The organism is Pseudomonas sp. ADAK2 TE3594 (assembly GCF_053628675.1).
On the sequence record NZ_JBRJGV010000001.1, the window covers coordinates 5,936,663 to 5,957,121 of the forward strand.

Annotated in this window: 22 protein-coding genes; 14 read left to right on the forward strand and 8 right to left on the reverse strand. The window is 59.5% G+C overall.

The features are described from left to right. Window positions 1-139: 139 nt before the first annotated feature. The 3 genes from uvrD to AB7M22_RS26750 all read left to right on the forward strand — a co-directional run bounded on the left by uvrD (window position 140) and on the right by AB7M22_RS26750 (window position 4,055). On the forward strand, window positions 140-2,323 hold the full coding sequence (gene uvrD / locus AB7M22_RS26740; RefSeq protein ID WP_008007799.1) for a DNA helicase II: 2,184 nt from the start codon (window positions 140-142) through the stop codon (window positions 2,321-2,323). Window positions 2,324-2,635: 312 nt separating this feature from the next. Then, window positions 2,636-3,511 (forward strand): Tim44 domain-containing protein, encoded by an 876-nt coding sequence (locus AB7M22_RS26745; RefSeq protein ID WP_454188280.1) that lies wholly within the window; start codon window positions 2,636-2,638, stop codon window positions 3,509-3,511. Window positions 3,512-3,647: 136 nt separating this feature from the next. Next, a complete protein-coding gene (locus AB7M22_RS26750) occupies window positions 3,648-4,055 on the forward strand; it encodes an SMI1/KNR4 family protein (RefSeq protein ID WP_008007803.1) in 408 nt (135 codons plus the stop codon). 22 nt (window positions 4,056-4,077) lie between these two features. On the opposite strand, the gene AB7M22_RS26755 is transcribed toward AB7M22_RS26750, so the two are convergent. After that, a complete protein-coding gene (locus AB7M22_RS26755) occupies window positions 4,078-5,841 on the reverse strand; it encodes a cation:proton antiporter (protein ID WP_454188281.1) in 1,764 nt (587 codons plus the stop codon). Between the two features lie 196 nt (window positions 5,842-6,037). Between AB7M22_RS26755 and AB7M22_RS26760 the strand changes: the two genes are divergently transcribed. Further along, on the forward strand, window positions 6,038-6,520 hold the full coding sequence (locus AB7M22_RS26760; RefSeq protein ID WP_007896533.1) for an acyl-CoA thioesterase: 483 nt from the start codon (window positions 6,038-6,040) through the stop codon (window positions 6,518-6,520). Window positions 6,521-6,614: 94 nt separating this feature from the next. Here the strand turns inward: AB7M22_RS26760 and pdxY are convergent, their stop codons facing one another. Then, the gene (gene pdxY, locus AB7M22_RS26765) at window positions 6,615-7,487 is read right to left on the reverse strand and encodes a pyridoxal kinase PdxY (RefSeq protein ID WP_007896534.1); all 873 of its coding nucleotides are present in this window, start codon (window positions 7,485-7,487) and stop codon (window positions 6,615-6,617) included. Between the two features lie 120 nt (window positions 7,488-7,607). Here pdxY and AB7M22_RS26770 point away from each other — a divergent pair, with 120 nt between their 5' ends. Next, window positions 7,608-8,021: a DUF3301 domain-containing protein gene (locus AB7M22_RS26770; protein ID WP_454188282.1), complete on the forward strand. Its 414-nt coding sequence runs from the start codon at window positions 7,608-7,610 to the stop codon at window positions 8,019-8,021. A gap of 127 nt (window positions 8,022-8,148) precedes the next feature. Here the strand turns inward: AB7M22_RS26770 and AB7M22_RS26775 are convergent, their stop codons facing one another. Beyond that, window positions 8,149-9,111: a CobW family GTP-binding protein gene (locus tag AB7M22_RS26775; protein WP_454188283.1), complete on the reverse strand. Its 963-nt coding sequence runs from the start codon at window positions 9,109-9,111 to the stop codon at window positions 8,149-8,151. Between the two features lie 27 nt (window positions 9,112-9,138). Between AB7M22_RS26775 and AB7M22_RS26780 the strand changes: the two genes are divergently transcribed. Next, window positions 9,139-9,495, forward strand: coding sequence for a hypothetical protein (locus AB7M22_RS26780; RefSeq protein WP_008073576.1), 357 nt, complete (start codon window positions 9,139-9,141; stop codon window positions 9,493-9,495). Window positions 9,496-9,498: 3 nt separating this feature from the next. On the opposite strand, the gene AB7M22_RS26785 is transcribed toward AB7M22_RS26780, so the two are convergent. The 3 genes from AB7M22_RS26785 to dksA are packed head-to-tail and all read right to left on the reverse strand — an operon-like array spanning window position 9,499 to window position 11,789. Beyond that, window positions 9,499-10,149 (reverse strand): DUF1826 domain-containing protein, encoded by a 651-nt coding sequence (locus AB7M22_RS26785; protein ID WP_454188284.1) that lies wholly within the window; start codon window positions 10,147-10,149, stop codon window positions 9,499-9,501. After that, window positions 10,149-11,357: a zinc metallochaperone GTPase ZigA gene (gene zigA / locus AB7M22_RS26790; RefSeq protein WP_454188285.1), complete on the reverse strand. Its 1,209-nt coding sequence runs from the start codon at window positions 11,355-11,357 to the stop codon at window positions 10,149-10,151. Before zigA ends, AB7M22_RS26785 begins: the two co-directional genes overlap by 1 nt. A gap of 27 nt (window positions 11,358-11,384) precedes the next feature. Beyond that, window positions 11,385-11,789: an RNA polymerase-binding protein DksA gene (gene dksA, locus AB7M22_RS26795; protein WP_007896547.1), complete on the reverse strand. Its 405-nt coding sequence runs from the start codon at window positions 11,787-11,789 to the stop codon at window positions 11,385-11,387. 127 nt (window positions 11,790-11,916) lie between these two features. On the opposite strand from dksA, the gene AB7M22_RS26800 reads away from it, so the two are divergent. Continuing rightward, the gene (locus AB7M22_RS26800; RefSeq protein WP_454188286.1) at window positions 11,917-12,294 is read left to right on the forward strand and encodes a glutamine synthetase; all 378 of its coding nucleotides are present in this window, start codon (window positions 11,917-11,919) and stop codon (window positions 12,292-12,294) included. On the opposite strand, the gene AB7M22_RS26805 is transcribed toward AB7M22_RS26800, so the two are convergent. Continuing rightward, entirely contained in the window at window positions 12,291-13,499 is a 1,209-nt protein-coding gene (locus AB7M22_RS26805; RefSeq protein WP_454188287.1) for an N-acetylmuramoyl-L-alanine amidase, read from the reverse strand. The genes AB7M22_RS26800 and AB7M22_RS26805 overlap by 4 nt on opposite strands. Before the next feature lie 86 nt (window positions 13,500-13,585). Here AB7M22_RS26805 and folE2 point away from each other — a divergent pair, with 86 nt between their 5' ends. From folE2 to AB7M22_RS26840, 7 genes are read left to right on the forward strand one after another with little or no spacing between them, the layout of a single operon-like run. Continuing rightward, window positions 13,586-14,482 carry a GTP cyclohydrolase FolE2 gene (gene folE2, locus AB7M22_RS26810; protein WP_454188288.1) on the forward strand — a complete coding sequence of 299 codons (897 nt, stop codon included), beginning with the start codon at window positions 13,586-13,588 and terminating at the stop codon, window positions 14,480-14,482. Next, entirely contained in the window at window positions 14,479-15,147 is a 669-nt protein-coding gene (locus AB7M22_RS26815) for a metal ABC transporter ATP-binding protein (RefSeq protein WP_454188289.1), read from the forward strand. The genes folE2 and AB7M22_RS26815 overlap by 4 nt, the downstream gene beginning before the upstream one ends. Then, window positions 15,147-16,013 carry a metal ABC transporter permease gene (locus tag AB7M22_RS26820; protein WP_007896554.1) on the forward strand — a complete coding sequence of 289 codons (867 nt, stop codon included), beginning with the start codon at window positions 15,147-15,149 and terminating at the stop codon, window positions 16,011-16,013. Before AB7M22_RS26815 ends, AB7M22_RS26820 begins: the two co-directional genes overlap by 1 nt. 11 nt (window positions 16,014-16,024) lie before the next feature. Next, window positions 16,025-16,900, forward strand: a complete 876-nt coding sequence (locus tag AB7M22_RS26825) for a metal ABC transporter substrate-binding protein (RefSeq protein ID WP_454188290.1) — start codon at window positions 16,025-16,027, stop codon at window positions 16,898-16,900. Beyond that, window positions 16,897-17,457, forward strand: coding sequence for a gamma carbonic anhydrase family protein (locus AB7M22_RS26830; protein WP_454188291.1), 561 nt, complete (start codon window positions 16,897-16,899; stop codon window positions 17,455-17,457). The genes AB7M22_RS26825 and AB7M22_RS26830 overlap by 4 nt, the downstream gene beginning before the upstream one ends. A 2-nt stretch (window positions 17,458-17,459) precedes the next feature. After that, on the forward strand, window positions 17,460-18,797 hold the full coding sequence (locus AB7M22_RS26835) for a dihydroorotase (RefSeq protein WP_454188292.1): 1,338 nt from the start codon (window positions 17,460-17,462) through the stop codon (window positions 18,795-18,797). A gap of 33 nt (window positions 18,798-18,830) precedes the next feature. Beyond that, window positions 18,831-19,733: a His/Gly/Thr/Pro-type tRNA ligase C-terminal domain-containing protein gene (locus AB7M22_RS26840; protein WP_454188293.1), complete on the forward strand. Its 903-nt coding sequence runs from the start codon at window positions 18,831-18,833 to the stop codon at window positions 19,731-19,733. A gap of 78 nt (window positions 19,734-19,811) precedes the next feature. Here AB7M22_RS26840 and AB7M22_RS26845 read toward each other — a convergent pair whose 3' ends face one another. Then, the gene (locus tag AB7M22_RS26845) at window positions 19,812-20,333 is read right to left on the reverse strand and encodes a DUF3617 domain-containing protein (RefSeq protein ID WP_008007839.1); all 522 of its coding nucleotides are present in this window, start codon (window positions 20,331-20,333) and stop codon (window positions 19,812-19,814) included. Window positions 20,334-20,459: the final 126 nt, after the last annotated feature.

Genomic DNA, 20,459 nt, shown 5'->3' on the forward strand with positions numbered 1-20,459 from the left:
CGCATAGGCTCCAAAAGCAGCCAGACGAGCCCCGCCAACGCTTGCAGCCTGTGACCGACCGGTCGTCATCGGTGCTTCTTTCATCGGCTAATGCAAAGCTCGGTTTGCCCGGTGTGACGGCGCACCCTAGAATGCCCCGATGCGCGATGATCTCTCCCTTCTGCTGAACTCCCTCAACGATGCCCAACGTCAGGCCGTAGCTGCCTCCGTGGGTCGTCAGTTGGTCCTGGCCGGTGCTGGTTCCGGTAAAACCCGAGTGCTGGTGCACCGTATCGCCTGGTTGATCCAGGTCGAAAACGCTTCGCCCCACTCCATTCTGTCGGTGACCTTCACCAACAAGGCCGCAGCCGAGATGCGTCATCGCATCGAGCAGCTGATGGGTATCAACCCGGCCGGCATGTGGGTCGGCACCTTCCACGGCCTGGCGCACCGCTTGCTGCGGGCGCACTGGCAGGAAGCCGGCCTGAGCCAGACCTTCCAGATTCTCGACAGCGACGACCAGCAACGGCTGGTCAAGCGGGTAATCCGCGAGCTGGGCCTGGACGAGCAACGCTGGCCGGTCCGACAGGCCCAGTGGTTCATCAACGGGCAGAAAGACGAAGGTCTGCGTCCGCAACATATTCAAGCCAGCGGCGATCTGTTCCTGGCGACCATGCGCAGCATTTATGAAGCCTACGAGGCCGCGTGCCTGCGTGCCGGCGTCATCGATTTTTCTGAACTGCTGTTGCGCGCCCTCGATCTGTGGCGCGATAACCCGGGACTGCTCGCCCATTATCAGAAGCGCTTCCGGCACATTCTGGTGGACGAGTTCCAGGACACCAACGCCGTGCAGTACGCCTGGTTGCGTCTGCTGGCCAAGGGTGGCGACAGCCTGATGGTGGTCGGCGACGATGATCAGTCGATCTATGGCTGGCGTGGCGCGAAAATCGAGAACATTTATCAGTATTCCGACGACTTCCCGGATGCCCAGATCATTCGTCTGGAGCAAAACTACCGCTCCACAGCCGGGATCCTCAAAGCCGCGAACGCCCTGATCGCCAACAATACCGGGCGCATGGGTAAAGAGCTGTGGACCGATGGCGGCGAAGGCGAAGCAATCAATCTGTATGCGGCGTTCAACGAACACGACGAAGCACGCTACGTGGTCGAAACCATTGAAAGCGCGCTGAAAACCGGCTTGGCTCGTAGCGATATCGCGATTTTGTACCGCTCCAACGCCCAGTCGCGCGTTTTGGAAGAAGCCTTGCTGCGCGAACGCATTCCATACCGCATTTATGGCGGTCAGCGCTTCTTCGAACGGGCTGAAATCAAGAACGCCATGGCATACATGCGTTTGCTGGAAGGCCGTGGCAACGATGCGGCCCTCGAGCGGGTAATTAACGTTCCGGCCCGTGGCATCGGCGAAAAAACCGTCGAAGCGATCCGCGATCATGCACGCCATAGCGACGTGTCGATGTGGGAAGCCATGCGTCAGCTGGTGGCCAACAAGGGCCTGACCGGTCGTGCTGCCGGTGCTCTTGGCGCGTTTATCGAGCTGATCGAGAACCTCGCCGCCAAGTGCCTGGAAATGCCGCTGCACCTGATGACTCAGACCGTCATCGAGCAGTCGGGGTTAATCGCCTACCACCAGGCGGAAAAAGGCGAGAAAGGCCAGGCCCGGGTAGAAAACCTTGAGGAACTGGTCAGCGCCGCGCGCAACTTCGAAAACCCGGAAGAGGATGAAGAGCAGTCGCCATTGGCGGCGTTCCTCGGTCACGCCTCGCTGGAGGCCGGAGATACCCAGGCCGACGAACACGAAGACAGCATTCAGCTGATGACCCTGCACAGCGCCAAGGGCCTGGAATTCCCTTACGTGTTCCTGGTGGGCATGGAAGAAGGCCTGTTTCCGCACAAGATGAGCCTTGAAGAACCCGGCCGTCTTGAAGAGGAACGCCGTCTGGCCTACGTCGGCATAACCCGGGCGATGCAGAACCTGGTGCTGACCTATGCGGAAACCCGACGCTTGTACGGCAGCGAGACCTACAACAAAGTGTCGCGTTTCGTACGTGAAGTGCCGAAAGGCCTGATTCAGGAAGTGCGGCTGTCCAACAGCGTCAGCCGTCCGTTCGGCGGTGGCCAGCAGCAGAGCTCCAGCAGCCTGTTTGGCGGCAGCGAGATCCCGGACACCGGGTTCAGCCTCGGCCAGACTGTGCGGCACTCGGTGTTCGGCGATGGTGTGATCCTGAATTTCGAAGGCGCTGGCGCTCAGGCGCGGGTGCAGGTGAACTTCAGCGAAGGCAGCAAGTGGTTGATGCTGGGTTACGCCAAGCTGGAAGCCATCTAAAAGCGACCGTCAGGGACATTTCTGTGGGAGCGAGCCTGCTCGCGATGAACGATGACGCGGTGTTTCTGCTATTCCGCGCTGCAACTATCGCGAGCAGGCTCGCTCCCACAGTTTGATCGCGCAGCGGCATTTGTCGCTTTTCCTACAGAACCCATCCACTCGTCCTACAGACCCAAGTCAACAGGCCTTATTGCGCTGACTGAAGCTGAACACAACCTGTCAGGCAAAAGCCCGAAACACTCTGCCGCTAGCCAGCAACACTTCAGCTGTGCAACATGGCGCGCGTGCCATCCACAAATGGGAATTCCCTTTATGAAACGTTTTCTTAGCATCGCCATGGCGTTGTGCATTGGCCTGACGATGAGCCTCGACGCCAATGCCGCCAAGCGCTTTGGTGGCGGCAAGAGCTCCGGCGCTGCGCCGACTCACCAGACCAGCCAAATGGCTCCTTCTTCTGCTGCAGGCGGCGCTGCTGCCACTGCGGGTGCGGCCGGTGCTGCTGGCGCCGCTGCCAAGGCCGGCGGTGCTTCGCGCTGGCTCGGCCCTCTGGCCGGTATCGCGGCGGGTGGCCTGCTGGCCTCCATGTTCATGGGCGGCGGCTTCCAGGGCATGCAGATCTTCGACATCCTGATCATGGCGGTCATCGCCTTCCTGGTCTTCCGCTTCATCGCCGCCCGTCGTCGCAAGCAGCAGGAGCATATGGCTCCAGCCGGCGCGCCGATGCAGCGTGAAGTGTTCGAACAGAAACCAGCAGCCATGGGTTCGATCTTCGGCGGCTCGGCAGCGCCGGTAGCCGCTCGTCCGGTGATCAACGCGCCAGCCTGGTTCAATGAACACAACTTCATTGAAGCGGCCCGCAACCACTTCCAGTCCCTGCAGCAACACTGGGATGCCAACGAAATGGACAAGATCGCCGAGTTCGTGACTCCGCAACTGCTGGAGTTCCTCAAGCGCGAACGTGCCGATCTGGGTGACGGCTTCCAGTCGACCTACATCGATAACCTCCAGGTACAACTGGACGGCGTTGATGACCGTGCGGACAAGACTATCGCCACCCTGACCTTCAGCGGCGTGTCGAAGTCCTCGCGCTTCGATCAAGGCGAAGTGTTCAGCGAAAGCTGGAACATGGAACGTCCACAGGGCGAAAACCAGCCTTGGCTGGTGGCCGGTATCCGCCAGAACGGCTGATCACTTCCCGCGTTTCACCTGTTGTAATAAAACCCCGGCCTCGGCCGGGGTTTTCTATTTCGCGGTTGCATCTATAGCGAGCTACTGTATAAACCGCCCCAACTAAACCGCGCCATCAAGCAAGAGGATCCCGGACGTGGAAGAAATCATCGAACAACTGCGTGAAGCCAACGAACCGGTACCGGTCCCCTTGGAATTGCCTGACGAAGATCAGATTGTGGAAATCGAAGAGCAACTGTTCATCGATATCCCGTTCGTCTTCAGAGAGTTTTTGCTGACCGTAAGCGATGTTGTCTACGGCAGCCTGGAGCCGGTGACCGTCACCGATCCGCAGTCCCACACCTACCTGCCGGACGTTGCCGCCAACGCCTGGGATGCTGGCGTCGATCGCAGCATGATTCCGATCTGCCAGGACGGTGACAATTACTACCTGGTCGAAGAAGACGGCACCGTGGTGCTGTGGCTAGCCGAAGAAGAGCTGATCGCCGAAGAAACCTGGGAATCGGTATGGCACTGGGCGCGGGACGTCTGGCTGGAAAGCTGATCCGCCCTGATGCATCGCGTGTTCAATGCCCGGACGATTCCTTGTGATTGTCCAGCGTATCCAGCAAAGCCACCTGCATCCGCGTATGCACGCGGATGAACCAGCGCCAGAGCAGCGCCGCCACCGCGGCCGCGACTATGACGATCAGCACCAGCAACTTGTTGGTCGGCAGAATACTGGCCGACAAGGCTGCCAGCAGCAGGAAAATCACTAACAGCGAGAGTATCGGGATCACTTCGGCGATCACCCGACGCACTCGCTGTGTGTGCCGGCCGGCCATTTCCGGCTTCACACCCATCTCTGCCAGCAGCATCGACAGCGCCTTGAGCTTGCGATAGGCGGCGATCAGGAACGGCAGCGACAACAGCAACGCCCCGCCCCAGATCAACGCTTTCTGCCAGCTCGGGTCGCTGACCCAGGCTTGCAGGTAAACGGACATGCGCTCGGCGAAGAACGCGCCCGAGAGAAAGATCGCAACCACCAGCGCCAGATTGACCCCTACCTGCAACAGAATCCGCCGAATCATCGACGCCAACAGTGCACCCTCGCCCTGAGGCTGAATGCTGCGCAGCCATTCGCCATACATCCCCAGCACACGGCTCAGACGCTGCGGCATCACCGCAGCAAGCTTGATCGACAGCGGATCGGCCGCGCGGATCAGATACGGCGTCAACAGCGTGGTGATCACCGAAACGGCCACCGCCACCGGGTAGAGAAAGTTGCTGGTGACCTGCAGCGTCATGCCCAACGCCGCGATGATGAAAGAAAATTCGCCAATCTGTGAAAGCCCCATCCCCACTCGCAGTGAGGTGCGTCCGTCATTGCCGGCGATAAAAGCACCGAGGCCACAGGAAAGCATCTTGCCCAGCACCACAGCCACAGTGATCACCGCGATCGGCCAGGCATATTGCAGCAGGATCATCGGGTCGAGCATCAGGCCGATGGCGACGAAGAAGATGGCACTGAACAGGTCGCGGACCGGCTCGATCAACTGCTCGATCTTCAGCAGTTGCCGCGATTCAGCCATGATCGCGCCAATCAGGAACGCGCCGAGAACCATGCTGTATTCAAGTTTGACCACCAGCAGGCAGAAGCCGAAACACAGGCCCAGTACGGTGATCAGCAGCATCTCGTTGCTGTCGAATTTGGCCACATAGGCCAGCAGTCGGGGCACCAGCAGAATGCCGATAACCAGTGCGACAATCATGAACAGTGAAAGCTTGCCGACCGTGGAAAAGACCTCGCCGGAACTGACTGTGCCGCTGACCGCGATGCTCGACAGCAACGCGATGATGCCAATGCCGAGGATGTCTTCGACGATCAGCACACCGAAGATCAGCTGTGCAAAACGCTCGTTCTTCATCTTCAGATCGTTGAGCGCCTTGACGATGATGGTGGTCGAGGAAATCGCCAGGATCGCGCCGAGGAACAGCGAATCCATGGTATTCCAGTCGAACCAGCGGCCGATTTCATAGCCGATCCAGATCATCAGGACGATTTCCAGGAAGGCCGCGATGAACGCCGTGGCGCCGACCTTGAACAGCTTGCGCAGGCTGAACTCCAGGCCCAGGCAGAACATCAGGAAAATCACCCCGAGTTCGGCGAGGGTCTTGATGGTTGCTTCATCGTGGATCAGGCTGAACGGCGGCGTGTGCGGGCCGATGATGAAGCCGGCGACGATATAGCCAAGCACCACCGGTTGTTTGAGACGATGAAAGAGCACGGTCACCACACCCGCGATCAACATGATCACTGCCAGATCCTGAATGAAACTGATGGCATGCATGGCGTAGGCTCCTTGGAGTGGCCTTTCGAAGGGTAACACCGCGACTTCCGGCAGAAAGGCGGTGCAATATATGGAAACAGATCGATCCGGGCGTGACGGCGAACATCCGCCCGGCGTCCCGATAACTGTTGGTTTGAAAAACCAAGCACCCACAGAGGTGTAACCCCGAATCCTGCCTTGAACCCGTGAGTACGTTATGGAACCCGGAAACGCCCAGCTGTCGATGACGGTATTGATGACCCCCGACATGGCCAACTTCTCTGGCAATGTCCACGGCGGCACCCTGCTCAAATACCTCGATGAAGTGGCCTACGCCTGCGCCAGCCGCTATGCCGGCCGCTATGTGGTGACCTTGTCGGTGGATCAGGTGATCTTCCGCGAGCCGATTCACGTCGGCGAACTGGTGACTTTTCTGGCCTCGGTCAACTACACCGGCAACACCTCGATGGAGGTGGGCATCAAGGTCGTGACCGAGAACATCCGCGAGCGCTCGGTGCGCCACACCAACAGCTGCTTCTTCACCATGGTCGCGGTGGATGACCAGCGCAAACCGGCCGCGGTCCCGCCGCTGCAACCGCAGAACAGTGAAGACAAGCGTCGGTACATGCAGGCCCAGCAGCGTCGGCAGATTCGTCAGGAACTGGAAAAGCGTTATCAGGACATCAAGGGCGACGCCTGACGTGTTCGGTCTTTAGATCGCTTTCGCGGGCAAGCCTCGCTCCTACGGGTAATGCGCCATCCCTGTGTAGGAGCAAGGCTTGCCCGCGAAGCTTTTAAAGGCTGATCGCCGTCGCTTCGAACCGCACCCGCGGATGGGCAATCCGGTCCTGCGCCCGCACCAGTTCCAGCTCATAGCTGGCGCAGGCCTGGGTTTCCAGCATCACTTCATGCACCGCCGCCGCGGTGAATTCGAAGGCACTCACCAGACTGTCACCCAGCAGCACGCGCGCCAGGAACAGCCCGGCAGTCAGATCGCCAACGCCCACCGGCTGACGCGGAAACGCCAGCAGCGGCCGACGCAGGTGCCAGCTGCCTTCAGCGGTCACCAGCAACATCTCGAAGCCATCCGCCAATTTGCCGGGATAGTCCAGATGCTTGACCAGCACCGCCTTCGGACCGCGCGCCAGCAGCGCTCGCGCCATGGCCAGGCAATCGAACAATGACTGCGCCTTGCGCCCCGAGAAGCTGTTCAGCTCCAACTGGTTCGGGCACATGAAGTCGGCCACCGCTGCCGCCTCTTCCAGCAGAAAATCGCTGACCTCGGCTGGAACGGTGCAGCCCTTCTCCGGATGCCCCATCACCGGGTCACAGAGGTACACCGCTTTTGGATTGATCGATTTGATTCGTTCCACGCCCGCGAGAATCGCTCGGCCCTGGGCCGCACTACCGAGGTAGCCAGACAACACGGCATCGCAATTGCCCAGCTCGCCAATCGCGGCGATGCCTTCCACCAATTCCGGAATCTGATGCGGGGCCAGCACTTCACCCGCCCACTGGCCATATTGCGTGTGATTGGAGAACTGCACGGTATTGAGCGGCCAGACATTCACCCCGACCCGCTGCATCGGGAAAACCGCGGCGCTGTTGCCAGCGTGGCCGAACACCACGTGGGACTGGATGGCGAGCAGATGGGGCGTACGCTTCATTCGGTGAGTTTTCCGTCAAACGATTGAAATTGGAGCCGCGCAGTATGCGACTAAACACAGCCTGTACGACAGACCGGCGACGCAGTTAAGCTGGCACTATCTTGTTGGAGCACCCTGTTGATGCTGACCCTCGGAAATATCTTCGTGCTGATGCTGCTCGCCACCGGTGGCGCGTGGTTGTGGCACAACCACGGCTTGCGCGAACGCGCGCTGGAGCGGGCCATGCAGCATTGCGCCAAGCTGCGGATCGAGCTGCTGGACGGCAACGTAGCCTTGAAGAAGATCGCTTTCATTAAAGACGCCAACGGCCGTCGGCGCCTGGCCCGTGTGTATAACTTCGAATTCACCGTGACCGGCGAAACCCGCCACACTGGCACCATCACTCAGTTCGGCGCCCATAGCGCACAGATCGAGCTCGCGCCCTACCCGATGCCGTTCGACGACACTCCGCCGGTGGTCGATATCGCGAGGCCCAGAGCCGAGGTGATTGAACTGAGCCAGTGGCGGCAAGAACACACCAAGTGGCGTCCGTGAGTCAGATGTCAGTCAGTTAAAACCAATCGCGGGCAAGCCCGCTCCCACAAGGTTCACACTGTACCTGTGGGAGCGGGCTTGCCCGCGATGAGGCCTTCAAAAACGGCACAAAAACTCGCTAATTTGCCTAAGTGCGGCACCCCGCCAAACCTTCCTGCAGTTCTGGGACAGCCTGCTGCTCACTGAAAATCAGCTCAATACGCGAATCCCGACGCCATTCGCTGGGTTGCCAATCCAATAACGAGTTATCCAGCGCATTCGCCGACACCCAACCCTCTACGCTGTGGATAACCAGCTTCGCCCGCCGCCATTCAAGGCGCTCAAGCCACTCCCCGATCAATACGGAGTCGAATATCTGACTTGGATGCCACCGCCATCCAACACTCCAGCCGCCCTCTTGCGCCTGACTCAAGCAAATTGGCAGTGTGGGGTCGGTCCAGATGGCCGGCATCTGCGCCAATCCCTTGGGCACGACGAAGTTATCCACACCCCCGACAGCCTGAGCCCCGAGCCCCGGCAACTCACTCAATGGCAAAACCGCTTGCTGCGTCCAGTACAAAGGACGCGTCGGCAACCGCGCGGCGATTCGTTGGCGATCACTGTCGTCGAGGCCTTCTGCCTTGTTCAGCAACAGCAACCCGGCACTGTCCAACGCTTGCTGCTGTGCCGCAGGTAGCGGTTTTCCAGCCGCGAGCGCCTGGGCATCCAGCACCAGCACGCACGGCTGCACCGCCAGGACGCCTTGCCACGGCGCCTCCCTCAATTGCCGGAGTAACTGCGCCGGATGTCCCAGCCCAGAGGGTTCGATGAACAGTCGATCCGGTCGTGCCTTGCGCAGCAACCGCCCGAGGCCGATCTGAAACGGCGCACCATTGACGCAACACAAACAGCCCCCGGCCACTTCCCCCAGTGCGATACCATCGGCGTCCTGGGTCAACAGCGCGGCATCCAGACCGATCTGGCCGAACTCGTTGATCAACACCGCCCAGCGCTCACCCGCGGGCCGCTGTGCCAGCAGGTGCTTGATCAGGCTGGTCTTGCCGGCCCCCAACGGGCCGGCAATGACGTGGGTGGGAATGTTCTGCAACATGGTCGAGGTTTTCTGAGGAGGTAAAGGATGCGGTTGATGGGATGGTCGTTGCTTCTGGCGCTCACATCGGGCGAAGCGCTGGCCCAGGCCTGCGTGGTGCACAGCACGGCTGAGCGGCTCGACGTGAAGGTTTGCCAGCAAAACCGCAACATCCCGGAAAAACTGTTCGCCGATGGTTTCTGCCAGCCGAATCTGCCCGGGCAGAAAGTCGAGGTGCAGTACGTCGACCAATGCCCTACCGGCGCGTTCGGGGTGTGCAGCAACGCTCAAGTTGCCAATATGCCTTACCGGCAGGATATTCACTATTACGGCGTGGCCACCGATGCGGCGTATTTGAAGCCGTTTTGCGAAGCCCAGAGCCAGGGAACCTGGCTCAAACCTTAAGCGTTAACTCAGCCAGTCGAGGGTCAGGATCAAACGACGCTCGCCCGGCGCCGGTTGCGGCGAACGATGGATCAAACCGAAGCCTTCGTTGCCGTGCCACTTCTCCCCTTTAAGCAACGCCACTTCGCCACTGGTGATTTGCTGGATCAGCGACTCGTCCTGCGGTTCGGCGTCAGGTTTGCCTAATTGTCGGCGATCGATCGCCCCTTCTTTCAGCCACTGGCTGCCGATACCTGCGTAGGTGGTGATCAACCGCACCGGCACGTGATCGACGTGGAAACGCGGGCACATGGCTGTGTCCAGAACCCGCAGGCGCAGGCCGATACGCTGGGCGCCCAACAGGCAGGCGAAGGCGCTGACCAGCCATGAAACATCGGCGATAAAGCCTTCGTAGCCTTCCAGATCGCTGAAGCCTGAGGCTAAACCGTGGAGATTGGGTTCGGCGTCATCGCTGGGCATTTCCAGGGACAGCGACTCGGCCAGCGGCTCGTTCAGGGACAACAACAAACGACCGAAATCGGCAATGTGCGCCGGGAGTTGGCGTTGCCAGAGGGCGAGGTTCACGCCGTCGTCCAGAATCCCGGTCAGCGCTTTTGGCGTATCACCTTGAACCTGGCGAATGACCGGTCGCAGCTTAAGACTGGGCGCCAACATCAGGCGGCCGCCTCTTCGTGCCAAGGACCGAACGGATCGGGCAGTAACTGCCACCCCTCGACGCCCAAGGCCATTTCATCGTCCGTCAGCAGGCAGATATCGAGTTCGACGGTGAGTTGCGCGAAGTCGATGTTCTGGCCGATAAACACCAGTTCCTGGCGGCAATCACCGGTAGCCGTCGTCCAGTTTTCCATGATCCCGGCGGTACTTTCTTCGTCTTGCGGCCACTGGTTTTTTGGCACGAAGCGCCACCAACGCCCGGCAAAACCGTGGCGCATCAAACCGCCGGCCTGGGACCAGCTACCAGCGTCCCTGTGTTTGCTGGCCAGCCAGAAATAGCCTTTGGAACGCAGCAATTTGCCGTTCACCCACGGGCGGTCGATGAAGCTGAAGAAGCGCTGTGGATGAAACGGTCGCCGTGCCCGATAAGCCGTGGAGGCGATACCGTATTCCTCGGTTTCCGGTACGTGTTCACCGCGCAGTTCCTGCAACCATCCCGGTGCCTGAGCGGCCTTTTCGAAGTCGAAGCGCCCGGTATTGAGGATTTTCTTGAGCGGCACTTCGCCCATGACCATCGGAATGATTTCCGCCTGGGAGTTGAGCCGTTCGAGGATCGCGATCAACTCCTGGCGCTCGCTACTGCTGATCAAATCGATCTTGCTGATCAGGATCACGTCGGCGAATTCGATCTGCTCGATCAACAGGTCGGTGATCGAGCGTTCGTCTTCCTCCCCCAGCGTTTCGCCACGGGATGCGAGGCTTTCGGCAGCCTGATAGTCGAGCAGGAAATTCATGCCGTCGACCACGGTAACCATGGTGTCCAGCCGCGCGATGTCGGCCAGGCTCTGCCCTTCTTCATCGCGAAACGTGAAGGTTTCCGCTACGGGCAGAGGCTCGGAAATGCCCGTGGACTCGATCAACAGGTAATCGAAACGACCGTCCTTGGCGAGTTTGCTGACCTCTTCGAGCAAATCTTCGCGCAAGGTGCAGCAAATACAGCCGTTGCTCATTTCCACGAGTTTTTCTTCGGCACGGTTCAGGCTCACATCACGTTGAACTTCGCTGCCATCGATGTTGATCTCACTCATGTCATTGACGATCACCGCGACTCGCAAATTTTCGCGATTACGTAGTACGTAATTAAGCAGTGTACTTTTTCCGGCGCCGAGAAAGCCCGACAGGACGGTCACGGGGAGACGATTGGGCATCAGGTATTCCTCATCGGATGTGGCCGGTCAAATCGCCCGTTGATGGCGTTCGCGCAGCTCTTCACGTTCTTTGGCTTCAATACACAGAGTGGCGGTGGGTCGCAGCAGCAGGCGTTTGAGGCCGATCGGCTCACCGGTTTCGCGACACCAGCCGTACTCACCGCGAGCCAGGTGTTCGAGGGCTTCGTCAATCTTGTCCAGGAGCTTCTTTTCCCGCTCCAGCAGGCGCAGTTGCCACTGGCGCTGTTCTTCGGCGCTGCCGATGTCAGCGGGATCGCTGTGGGGTTCCTGCTCGCGCAACGCGTCGAACTCGCCGCTAATGCGCTCCTGCAGCTCGCTGCGCTGAGCCAGTAGCAGGTCGCGAAAGAAGCCTTGCTGGGCGTCATTCATGTAATCGGCGGCGGGTTGAGCGAGGAGTTCTTGTTCAGTCATGGCGGTGGATCATCAGAGCGGGTGTATTTTTATGTTATAGTATAACAACACAAATAAGCCACTCCCCTCTTGTTCCTCACGACAAAGGGCACGATGCTTTAGCTCGTTCGCCCCTTTGAGAAATGCCATGGGAAACGCTCTGAAATTCTCGCTGTTGAGCTTTTCGCTGCTGATCGCGGTCGATGCCTGGGGACAAATCCCTAGCCTGGCCAACTGCACCCGCAGCGCCAATCTGCTGGCTTGCGTGGATGTCGACGGCAATGCCTATAGCGTTAATACCGTCGGTAGCACGATCTATCTGCGCGGCTTCGAAGTAGCCGGCAAACGCCAATGGGCGCAAACCAACAGCCGCTACGGGCAACTGACATTCTTCACGGGCATCGCGTCCGATGGCGAAGCCTGGGTCGGCTACAACCGCCGGGTTGGCTGGACAACCATCAATCGTTTTTCCAGTTCCGGCGGCAGTAGCGGCAAGTTCACGTGTAGCCGGATGACTGGCTGCTAGGCCTGGGTCTTTTTCTGTTCCTGCTGCCAGGCGATATAGCTGTTCATCGGTGGGTTCTTCTGGAAATAGCGCTGTAAACCTTCGAACAAACCATCCGCCACGGCTTGCTGATGGCGGGCAGTCACCAGTCGCTGACTGTCGCGGGCGTTTGAGATGAAGCCGGTTTCCACCAGAATCGACGGCACATCCGGCGACTTCAACACGGCGAATCCCGCTTGTTCCACGCGCTTCTGATGCAGCGTGGTGATGCCTGCCAGACTGCCAAGCACCGTGCTGCCCAACTGCAAACTGGCGGCGATGGTGGCATTCATCGACATGTCGAGAATCACCCCGGCAAGCATCGGATCCTTATCCTTGAGATTGAGCAGGCTGGTGGCGCCCAGCAGGTCTGCACCGTTCTCCCGTTGTGCCATGAAGCGCGCCGTGGCCGAGGTCGCGCCGCCTTCGGACAGGCAGTACACCGACGCACCTGAAGCGGTGAGACGCGGCGCCGCGTCCGCGTGAACCGAGATGAACATGTCGGCATTGTGCTTGCGGGCGATCTCCACGCGTTTACGCAGCGGGACGAAGAAGTCGTCGTTGCGCACCAGTTTCACGTCGAAGCCCTTCTCGCGCTTCAGCCGCTTGGCCAGCAATTGGGCGATCGACAGCACCACGTCTTTTTCCCGCTCACCTTTGGCACCGACCGCGCCTGGGTCTTTGCCGCCATGACCCGGGTCGACCACCACGATGATGTCGCGCTTGGGGTGGGCCTTGTCGGTGACGGGTTCACGCTTATCCAGCGGCGGCGCCGCGATCTGTAGCGGCGCAGCGCTCTTCAGATCGAGCACCAATCGGTGCCCCTGCCCGTCCTGTGGTGCCAGCAGGAAACTGTTGAGCTGCACCGGGCCGCTGAGGTCGAGGACGATCCGCGTATCACCCTGGCCGAAATGTCCGGAGCGAATAGAGCGGATCACCGTGTTGCTGAGTGCCAATTGACTGAGGTCGCCACTGAGATTGGCGCCACTCAGATCGATGATCAGCCGCTGCGGAGCGCTCAAGGAAAACGTCTTGTATTGCACCGGCCCGCTCAGATCGAACACCAATCGCAGCTTGTCGTCCGAACGCCACAGTCGTGCATTGCGAATTTGCGTGGCCGACGCACTAAAGGGAAAAGCGAAGGCCGCGCTGGCCAGAATCAGGTTGAGCAAGTGACGTCTGTGCATGGTGAAGGCCCGCTCACGAAAAAGGCATCGTCGATTTTATTGTTATAATATAACATGCCAAATCAACTCCCACGATGGACCTGCTCATGAATGCGCTGACTCTGCCGGATATCGCCGCGCAGGCCTCACGCCAAGCCCTGCCACTTGATTGGGTGGGCATGTGCGGCATTGCTCTTCCTGTTTTATTCGATGGCCAGCGACTGAGCGCAAAGGCCGACGCTGGCGTTAGCCTCGACGATGGAGAGGCGCGTGGCATCCATATGTCGCGGCTGTATCTGGCGTTGGAAATGCTTGAGCAGGAAAACCTTTCGCCCGCGTTATTGCGGCGAGTCTTGCAGAATTTTCTCGAAACCCATGAAGGGCTTTCCCACAACGCTTACCTAAAAATTCACACCGAACTATTGCTCAAAAGACCTGCGCTCGTCAGTCCACTGGCCGGTTGGAAAACTTATCCGGTGAGCATCGAAGCCAGTTTGAAAAGCGCGATGTTCCACGTGGAACTAAAAATCGATGTGCCTTATTCCTCAACCTGTCCGTGCTCAGCAGCACTTTCGCGGCAGTTGATTCAGCAACAATTCGTTGATGACTTTGCCAACAAGGCGCTGCAACACGCTGACGTTCTGGCTTGGCTCGGCTCCACGAAAGGCATCGTCGCCACGCCGCATAGCCAACGCAGCAATGCGCAATTGCAGCTTCGTCTGGACGACTATCTGGATGACCTGCCGTTGATCGCCGCGATCAACGATGCGGAAGCAGCCCTCGGCACCGCAGTGCAAACCGCCGTAAAACGCGCCGATGAACAAGCCTTCGCCCTCGCCAATGGACAGAACCTGATGTTCTGCGAAGACGCTGCCCGACGCTTGAACCTGGCCTTGAAACGCTCCGCCGGAATCAACGCCTTTCACGTGCGAGTCGTTCACGCCGAAAGTCTTCATGCCCACGATGCTGTCGCTGAAAGTCGCTGGAATTGGGAGGCCGCATGATCCAATGCCAAGCCTTGCGCTGGGGCGCACCCGGTCAACCGCTCACTCCATCGGTGGATTTTCAGTTGCCCAAAGGAAGTCTGACCGCTGTCATCGGTGCCAATGGCTCGGGTAAAAGCAGCCTGCTAAAAGTCATCGCCGGTCTGCAAAAGCCACTGGCAGGAAAAGTCATCATTGATGTTCCACGCAAAGGCGGCCTTTCGTTCCTGCCTCAGCAGCAACATCTGGACCGGCAATTCCCCATCAGCCTGCAAGAGTTAGTGGCGGCCGGTTTTTGGGGCAGCAAGCAAACTCCGGAGATTCGCAGCCAGCGCCTCAAGTCTGCGCTGGAAGACTGGTGTCTGACCGGCCTGGAACATCGCCCATTGATGGCCCTCTCCGGGGGCGAATTGCAACGTGCCCTGCTCGCCCGCTTGAGTCTCGCCGAAGCTCCCTTGCTGCTGCTCGACGAACCCCACGCCGCGCTCGACGAACTCGGTCAGGCGCTGCTCTGGAAACACATCCACGCCTGGCATGCCGAAGGCCGAACCCTGGTCGTTGTGTGTCATGACCTGGCCGCCGTGCGTCAACACATCCCCCAAGCCCTATTGATCAAAAGCAGCGGCTGCGTCCTCGGTCTCAGTACCGATCTGATTCGCCAACAACCCCAGACGCAGGTGGCTTGATGATCGCTGCCGCTCAGCTTTGGCAACCGTTCCACGAATTCGTATTCATGCGCCGGGCGTTGCTTGGTGGTCTCGTTCTGGCGTGCAGCACGGCACCGCTTGGGGTGTTTTTGATTCTACGGCGCATGAGCCTGATCGGTGACGCGGTGGCTCATGGCATCTTGCCCGGCGCCGCATTGGGCTTCTGGTTCGCCGGGTTGAGTCTGCCCGCGTTGACCATTGGTGGCCTCGGCGCGGGCCTGAGCATGGCCGGACTGGCCGCCTGGATCACCCGCCGCACCGGCCTGCGGGAAGACGCGAGCCTAGCCGCGATCTACCCGATATCGCTGGCCAGCGGCGTGCTGATCCTCGGCATTGCCGGTAAGCGACTGGACCTGTTGCACCTGTTGTTCGGCTCGGCGCTCGCGGTCGATGGGCCGACTTTGACCGGCATGATTTGGGTCTCGGGCTTCAGCCTGATCGCCATGGCCCTCATCTACAAACCTCTGTTGCTGGACACCCTCGACCCGCTCTTTCTGCAAACCGTCAGCCGCCTCGGGCCATTGGCTCACGGGGTATTTCTGACCCTGGTAGTGCTGAACCTGGTGATCGGTTTCCAGGCCATCGGCGCCCTGATGGTGGTCGGTCTGATGATGTTGCCGGCCGCTGCTTCTCGCTTCTGGAGTCGTCGCTTGCCGGTACTGATGGTCATCGCCGCACTGCTCGGTTGCCTCTCGGTCTGGCTCGGCTTGTTGTTGTCGTTTTACTACTCGCTACCCAGCGGCCCGGCGATCGTGCTGGTGGCTGGCGCTTTGTATTTGCTGTCCGTGGTGTTCGGTCCGGTGCACGGTTTGCTGCGCCGCCCGCCTTTGCTCACATCCCAATGAGGTGTAACCCGATGCGCGCTTTACTCGTGCTGTTCAGTCTGATGCTGTCGATGTCACTGTCTGCCGCGGAAAAACTCCAGGTAGTCACCAGCTTCAGCATCCTCGCCGACATGACCCATCAGGTCGGCGGCGACCATATCCAGATCACCAACATGGTCGGGCCGGACGCCGATGCCCATACCTACGAGCCGACCCCGGACGATGCAAAGGCATTGCTCAAGGCCAGATTGATCATCAAGAACGGGCTAGGTTTCGAGCCATGGCTTGACCGTCTGGTGACCAGCACCGAGACCAAAGCCGCGGTCATCAGCGCCAGCCACGGTGTCATTCCACGCTCGCTGGATGAAGATGGCGAAACCATCCCGGACCCGCACGCCTGGCACAACCTGGCGAACACCGAGCTGTACATCAGCAACATCAGCAAAGCGCTGATCGCCGCCGACCCAGCTAACAAAATCGACTACGAACACAACAGCCAGGCCTACCTGAAAAAAATCTATGCCTTGCTCGCCGAGGCCAAAGCCAAGCTCGGTTCGCTGCCGCCGGGTAATCGCAAAATCGTGACCTCCCATGACGCCTTCAGCTATCTCGGTCAGGCGTACGGCATCGACTTCATGGCGCCTCAAGGGCTGTCCACCGAACGTGAACCGTCGGCCGCCGAAGTCGCTGCGCTGATCACGCAGATCCGTCAGGCCAAGGTCAAAGCGGTGTTCATGGAAAACATCAAGGACGCACGCCTGCTCAAGCAAATCGCCGATGAAAGCGGCGCGCACATCGGCGGCACTCTGTACTCCGATGCCCTCGCGGCGACCGGCCCGGCCAGCACATTCGCCGGGTTGTTCGAATACAACCTCAACACCTTGTATGAGGCGTTGAGCAAGCCATGATCCGCAAGAATCCTTCGGGTGATCTTCCGTTGATTGCAGAGTCGGCGTACGTGGATAAAACCGCCATCATCTGCGGCAAAGTGGTGATCGGCGAGAACGTGTTCGTCGGTCCCTACGCGGTGATTCGCGCCGACGAAGTGGACGACTCGGGCGAGATGGAAGCGATCACCATCGGCGCCAATTCGAACATCCAGGACGGCGTGGTGATCCACTCCAAGTCGGGGGCCGCGGTAAACATTGGCGAGTTCAGCTCCATTGCCCACCGCTCCATCGTGCATGGCCCCTGCACCGTCGGTAATCGCGTATTCATCGGGTTCAACAGCGTGCTGTTCAACTGCGCGGTGGGCGACGGTTGCGTGGTGCGGCACAACTCGGTGGTCGACGGTCGTGACTTGCCTGAAGACTTCTACGTGCCCTCCACCACGCGCATCGGCCCCAACACTGACCTGTCGCAGTTTCCACCGGTGAGCGTCAGCGCCTCGGAGTTTTCCGAGGACGTGGCGCGTACCAACGTCGATTTGGTGCGGGGCTACAAAGCCCTGCAAAACGAATTCTGACCATGAGCAGCGTGTTGATTCGCAACGCCCGGCTGGTCAATGAAGGTCGTGAATTCGACGGTGATTTGCTGGTAAGCCACGGTCGCATCGTCAAGATCGCCAGCAGTATCGAAGGTGAAACGGCCGCCGTGGAAATCGACGCCAACGGCCAATGGCTGCTGCCGGGCATGATCGATGACCAAGTGCATTTCCGCGATCCCGGAGCGCCGGACAAGGGCAGCTTCCATACCGAATCCAGGGCTGCAGTGGCTGGCGGTATCACCAGTTTCATGGACATGCCCAACACCTCCCCGGCCACCCTGACCCTCGCCGCGCTGGCCGACAAGAAGCGTCGAGCGGCGACGAGTTCAGTGGCCAATTACGGTTTTCATTTCGGTGTGAGCAACGACAATCTCGATACCGTCGCCGGGCTCAATCCTTGTGAGGTGGCCGGAGTCAAAGTGTTCATGGGCGCCTCCACCGGCAACATGCTGGTGGACGATCCACGGATTCTTGAGCGGCTCTTCGCCGAGGTGCCGACCATTTTGTTGGCTCACTGCGAACACACACCCAGCATCCAAGCCAATGCCGCGAACCTGCGAGAGCTGTTCGGCGAGCACCTTCCGCCCGCCGCTCACCCGCTGATCCGCAACGCCGAAGCGTGCTTTCGCTCCTCCTCAATGGCCGTTGATCTGGCCAGGCAACACGGCACCCGACTTCACGTTTTACACTTGAGCACGGCCCGCGAACTGGCGCTGTTCGAAGACCAGCCGCTGGCACAGAAACGCATCACCGCCGAAGTCTGTCTGCATCACTTGCTGTTCGATGATCGCGACTACCCGAGCCTTGGCAACCTGATCAAGTGCAACCCGGCGATCAAGACTCAGACCGACCGCGATGCCTTGCGCAAAGCATTGTTGAGCAATCGACTGGATGTGATCGGCAGTGATCACGCGCCTCATACCTGGGCCGAAAAGCAGCAGCCCTACTGTCAGGCTCCGTCCGGTTTGCCGTTGGTGCAACACGCCCTGCCCGCGTTGCTGGAGCTGGTGTCCGATGAGATATTGCCGATCACCACCCTCGTGACCAAGACCAGTCACCGGGTCGCCGATCTGTTTGCCATCCCCGACCGCGGCTACCTGCGCGAAGGCTACTGGGCCGACCTGGTATTGATCAAACCCGAGCCCGATGGCCTTGTCGTTTCCCGGCAACCGATCCTCTCTCAATGCGGCTGGACGCCTTTCATCCACCGTCGTTTTCGCCACAGCGTCAGAACCACGGTGGTGTCGGGGCAAATTGCCTGGCACGACCAACGTCTTAATGACAGCTGCCAGGGTTTAGCCCTACGGTTTATGCGCTAGCGCGCGTTATCGAAAACTTTCGAGAACACGATCATGATCCACATCACCCTGCCCGATGGTTCATTGCGTGAGTACGATCAGCCGCTGACTGTGTATGAAGTCGCTGCAACTATCAGTCTCGGGTTGGCCAACGCGGCGGTGGCCGGTCGCGTCGACGGCGTGTTGGTGGACTGTGGGTTCCTGATCGAGGGCGATGCCCGGGTCAGTATCGTCACGCCCCAGGAACCCGATGGCTTGGAGATCCTTCGCCGTTCCTGCGCGCTGATGCTGGCCATGGCCGTCAAACAGCTCCATCCGAATGCGCAGTTGCGAGCCGGATCGTCGCTGGGTGATGGTTTCTTTTATGAGTTTGCTTTCCAGCGCTCTTTAACTCTGGCCGAGCTGCCAGTTATCGAAGCGCGCATGCATGCACTGGCGACGACCAACCATTCGATCCGCCGGGAACCAGCTCCCCAGGCGACGTCAACCGAACGGTTATCGCTGTATCGCTTGGGGGATTTTGAAAGTTTCGCCGCTGGCCCGCATGTTCCCACCACCAAGGTATTGCAAGCGTTCACTCTGGACCATATCAGCGGCACGTCTCAGCAACGGATCTACGGCACGTGCTGGTCCAGCCAACAGGAGCTGGACACCTGGCGAGCGCCGCCGCAGGTGATGGTCGTGAACATCGATGAACGTCAGACCGCTTATGCGCACTCAGTGACCCAGGCACTGCGCCGCCGCGAACTGCGGGCCAACTCGGATCTGCGTAACGAGAAAATCAGCCACAAGATTCGCCAGCACAGCCAGAAAGTGCCGTATCTGTTGGTAGTGGGAGAGAAGGAAAAGGACGGCGGGTTTGTCAGTATGCGCAGCGGCAACGGAGAGAACTTCGGAGAGAAAGGAATTGAGGCGGTGTGTGAATTGTTGAATCCGCCCAAGATTCAAGGTGACTAAACGGACGTCATCGCGGGCAAGCCCGCTCCCACAGGGATCGCGTATGACCTTGTGGGGGCGGGCTTGCCCGCGATGCTTTTAGGCTCTTGGCTTCACTGTACCGCAATCCTGTCCCAACCACACAGCGCGAGTATCAAGGCTACCCTTCTGCTGAATGCCGGTGGCGTTGAAAGTGCCGTTGACCTTGGTCGTGAACTCTCGATCGCTGAGGAATGTGGCGACACCCGCACCTTGCGCTTTCGGACAGCTGAAACGGAATTTCCACTGATTGCCGGTGCGTTCGGTAATTTGCTGCTTGCAGCCCGATTGCGGGTCCGTCAGTGGAATGTTGTCGGTCTTCACCTGCTCAGGAGTCAGGCAAGCCCGAATCCCTTTACCGCCCATTGTGATGCCCTGCTTCTCCAGCTGCGCGCGCTGTTCAGGGGTCATCTGACTCTGTATCTGGCCGAGGATCAATTGCAGGTCGGGCAGGTTCTGGTCATCGACCTTCATGTTGCTTGAAGTCATTTCCCACAAACCCGGTTGCAACATCTGCGCCTGAGCAGCCACAGGAAGTGTCAAACCAAACGCAATGGCCAAACCCAGCAGACGAACGTTCATCGAGTAACTCCTGATCATTAGTGGCCGTTAGACGTCAGCCACGGGCTTCGGTTCATGGGCCAATTAAATAGCGACATTCTGCCCGGAACATGGTCTGTTAAGCATTGAATCTTCAGGAGCAAGGCT

Bases quoted from the DNA above. Each gene is read 5' to 3' on its own strand.
- AB7M22_RS26775 (WP_454188283.1), bottom strand. From the start codon at position 9,111: ATGTTGCAGAACATTCCCACCCACGTCATTGCCGGCCCGTTGGGGGCC.
- AB7M22_RS26805 (WP_454188287.1), bottom strand. From the start codon at position 13,499: ATGCACAGACGTCACTTGCTCAACCTGATTCTGGCCAGCGCGGCCTTC.
- AB7M22_RS26825 (WP_454188290.1), top strand. From the start codon at position 16,025: ATGCGCGCTTTACTCGTGCTGTTCAGTCTGATGCTGTCGATGTCACTG.
- AB7M22_RS26780 (WP_008073576.1), top strand. From the start codon at position 9,139: ATGCGGTTGATGGGATGGTCGTTGCTTCTGGCGCTCACATCGGGCGAA.
- AB7M22_RS26745 (WP_454188280.1), top strand. From the start codon at position 2,636: ATGAAACGTTTTCTTAGCATCGCCATGGCGTTGTGCATTGGCCTGACG.
- AB7M22_RS26815 (WP_454188289.1), top strand. From the start codon at position 14,479: ATGATCCAATGCCAAGCCTTGCGCTGGGGCGCACCCGGTCAACCGCTC.
- folE2 (WP_454188288.1), top strand. From the start codon at position 13,586: ATGAATGCGCTGACTCTGCCGGATATCGCCGCGCAGGCCTCACGCCAA.
- AB7M22_RS26840 (WP_454188293.1), top strand. From the start codon at position 18,831: ATGATCCACATCACCCTGCCCGATGGTTCATTGCGTGAGTACGATCAG.
- AB7M22_RS26800 (WP_454188286.1), top strand. From the start codon at position 11,917: ATGGGAAACGCTCTGAAATTCTCGCTGTTGAGCTTTTCGCTGCTGATC.
- zigA (WP_454188285.1), bottom strand. From the start codon at position 11,357: ATGCCCAATCGTCTCCCCGTGACCGTCCTGTCGGGCTTTCTCGGCGCC.
- AB7M22_RS26760 (WP_007896533.1), top strand. From the start codon at position 6,038: ATGGAACCCGGAAACGCCCAGCTGTCGATGACGGTATTGATGACCCCC.
- AB7M22_RS26820 (WP_007896554.1), top strand. From the start codon at position 15,147: ATGATCGCTGCCGCTCAGCTTTGGCAACCGTTCCACGAATTCGTATTC.
- uvrD (WP_008007799.1), top strand. From the start codon at position 140: ATGCGCGATGATCTCTCCCTTCTGCTGAACTCCCTCAACGATGCCCAA.
- AB7M22_RS26770 (WP_454188282.1), top strand. From the start codon at position 7,608: ATGCTGACCCTCGGAAATATCTTCGTGCTGATGCTGCTCGCCACCGGT.
- AB7M22_RS26830 (WP_454188291.1), top strand. From the start codon at position 16,897: ATGATCCGCAAGAATCCTTCGGGTGATCTTCCGTTGATTGCAGAGTCG.
- pdxY (WP_007896534.1), bottom strand. From the start codon at position 7,487: ATGAAGCGTACGCCCCATCTGCTCGCCATCCAGTCCCACGTGGTGTTC.
- AB7M22_RS26785 (WP_454188284.1), bottom strand. From the start codon at position 10,149: ATGTTGGCGCCCAGTCTTAAGCTGCGACCGGTCATTCGCCAGGTTCAA.
- AB7M22_RS26845 (WP_008007839.1), bottom strand. From the start codon at position 20,333: ATGAACGTTCGTCTGCTGGGTTTGGCCATTGCGTTTGGTTTGACACTT.
- dksA (WP_007896547.1), bottom strand. From the start codon at position 11,789: ATGACTGAACAAGAACTCCTCGCTCAACCCGCCGCCGATTACATGAAT.
- AB7M22_RS26835 (WP_454188292.1), top strand. From the start codon at position 17,460: ATGAGCAGCGTGTTGATTCGCAACGCCCGGCTGGTCAATGAAGGTCGT.
- AB7M22_RS26755 (WP_454188281.1), bottom strand. From the start codon at position 5,841: ATGCATGCCATCAGTTTCATTCAGGATCTGGCAGTGATCATGTTGATC.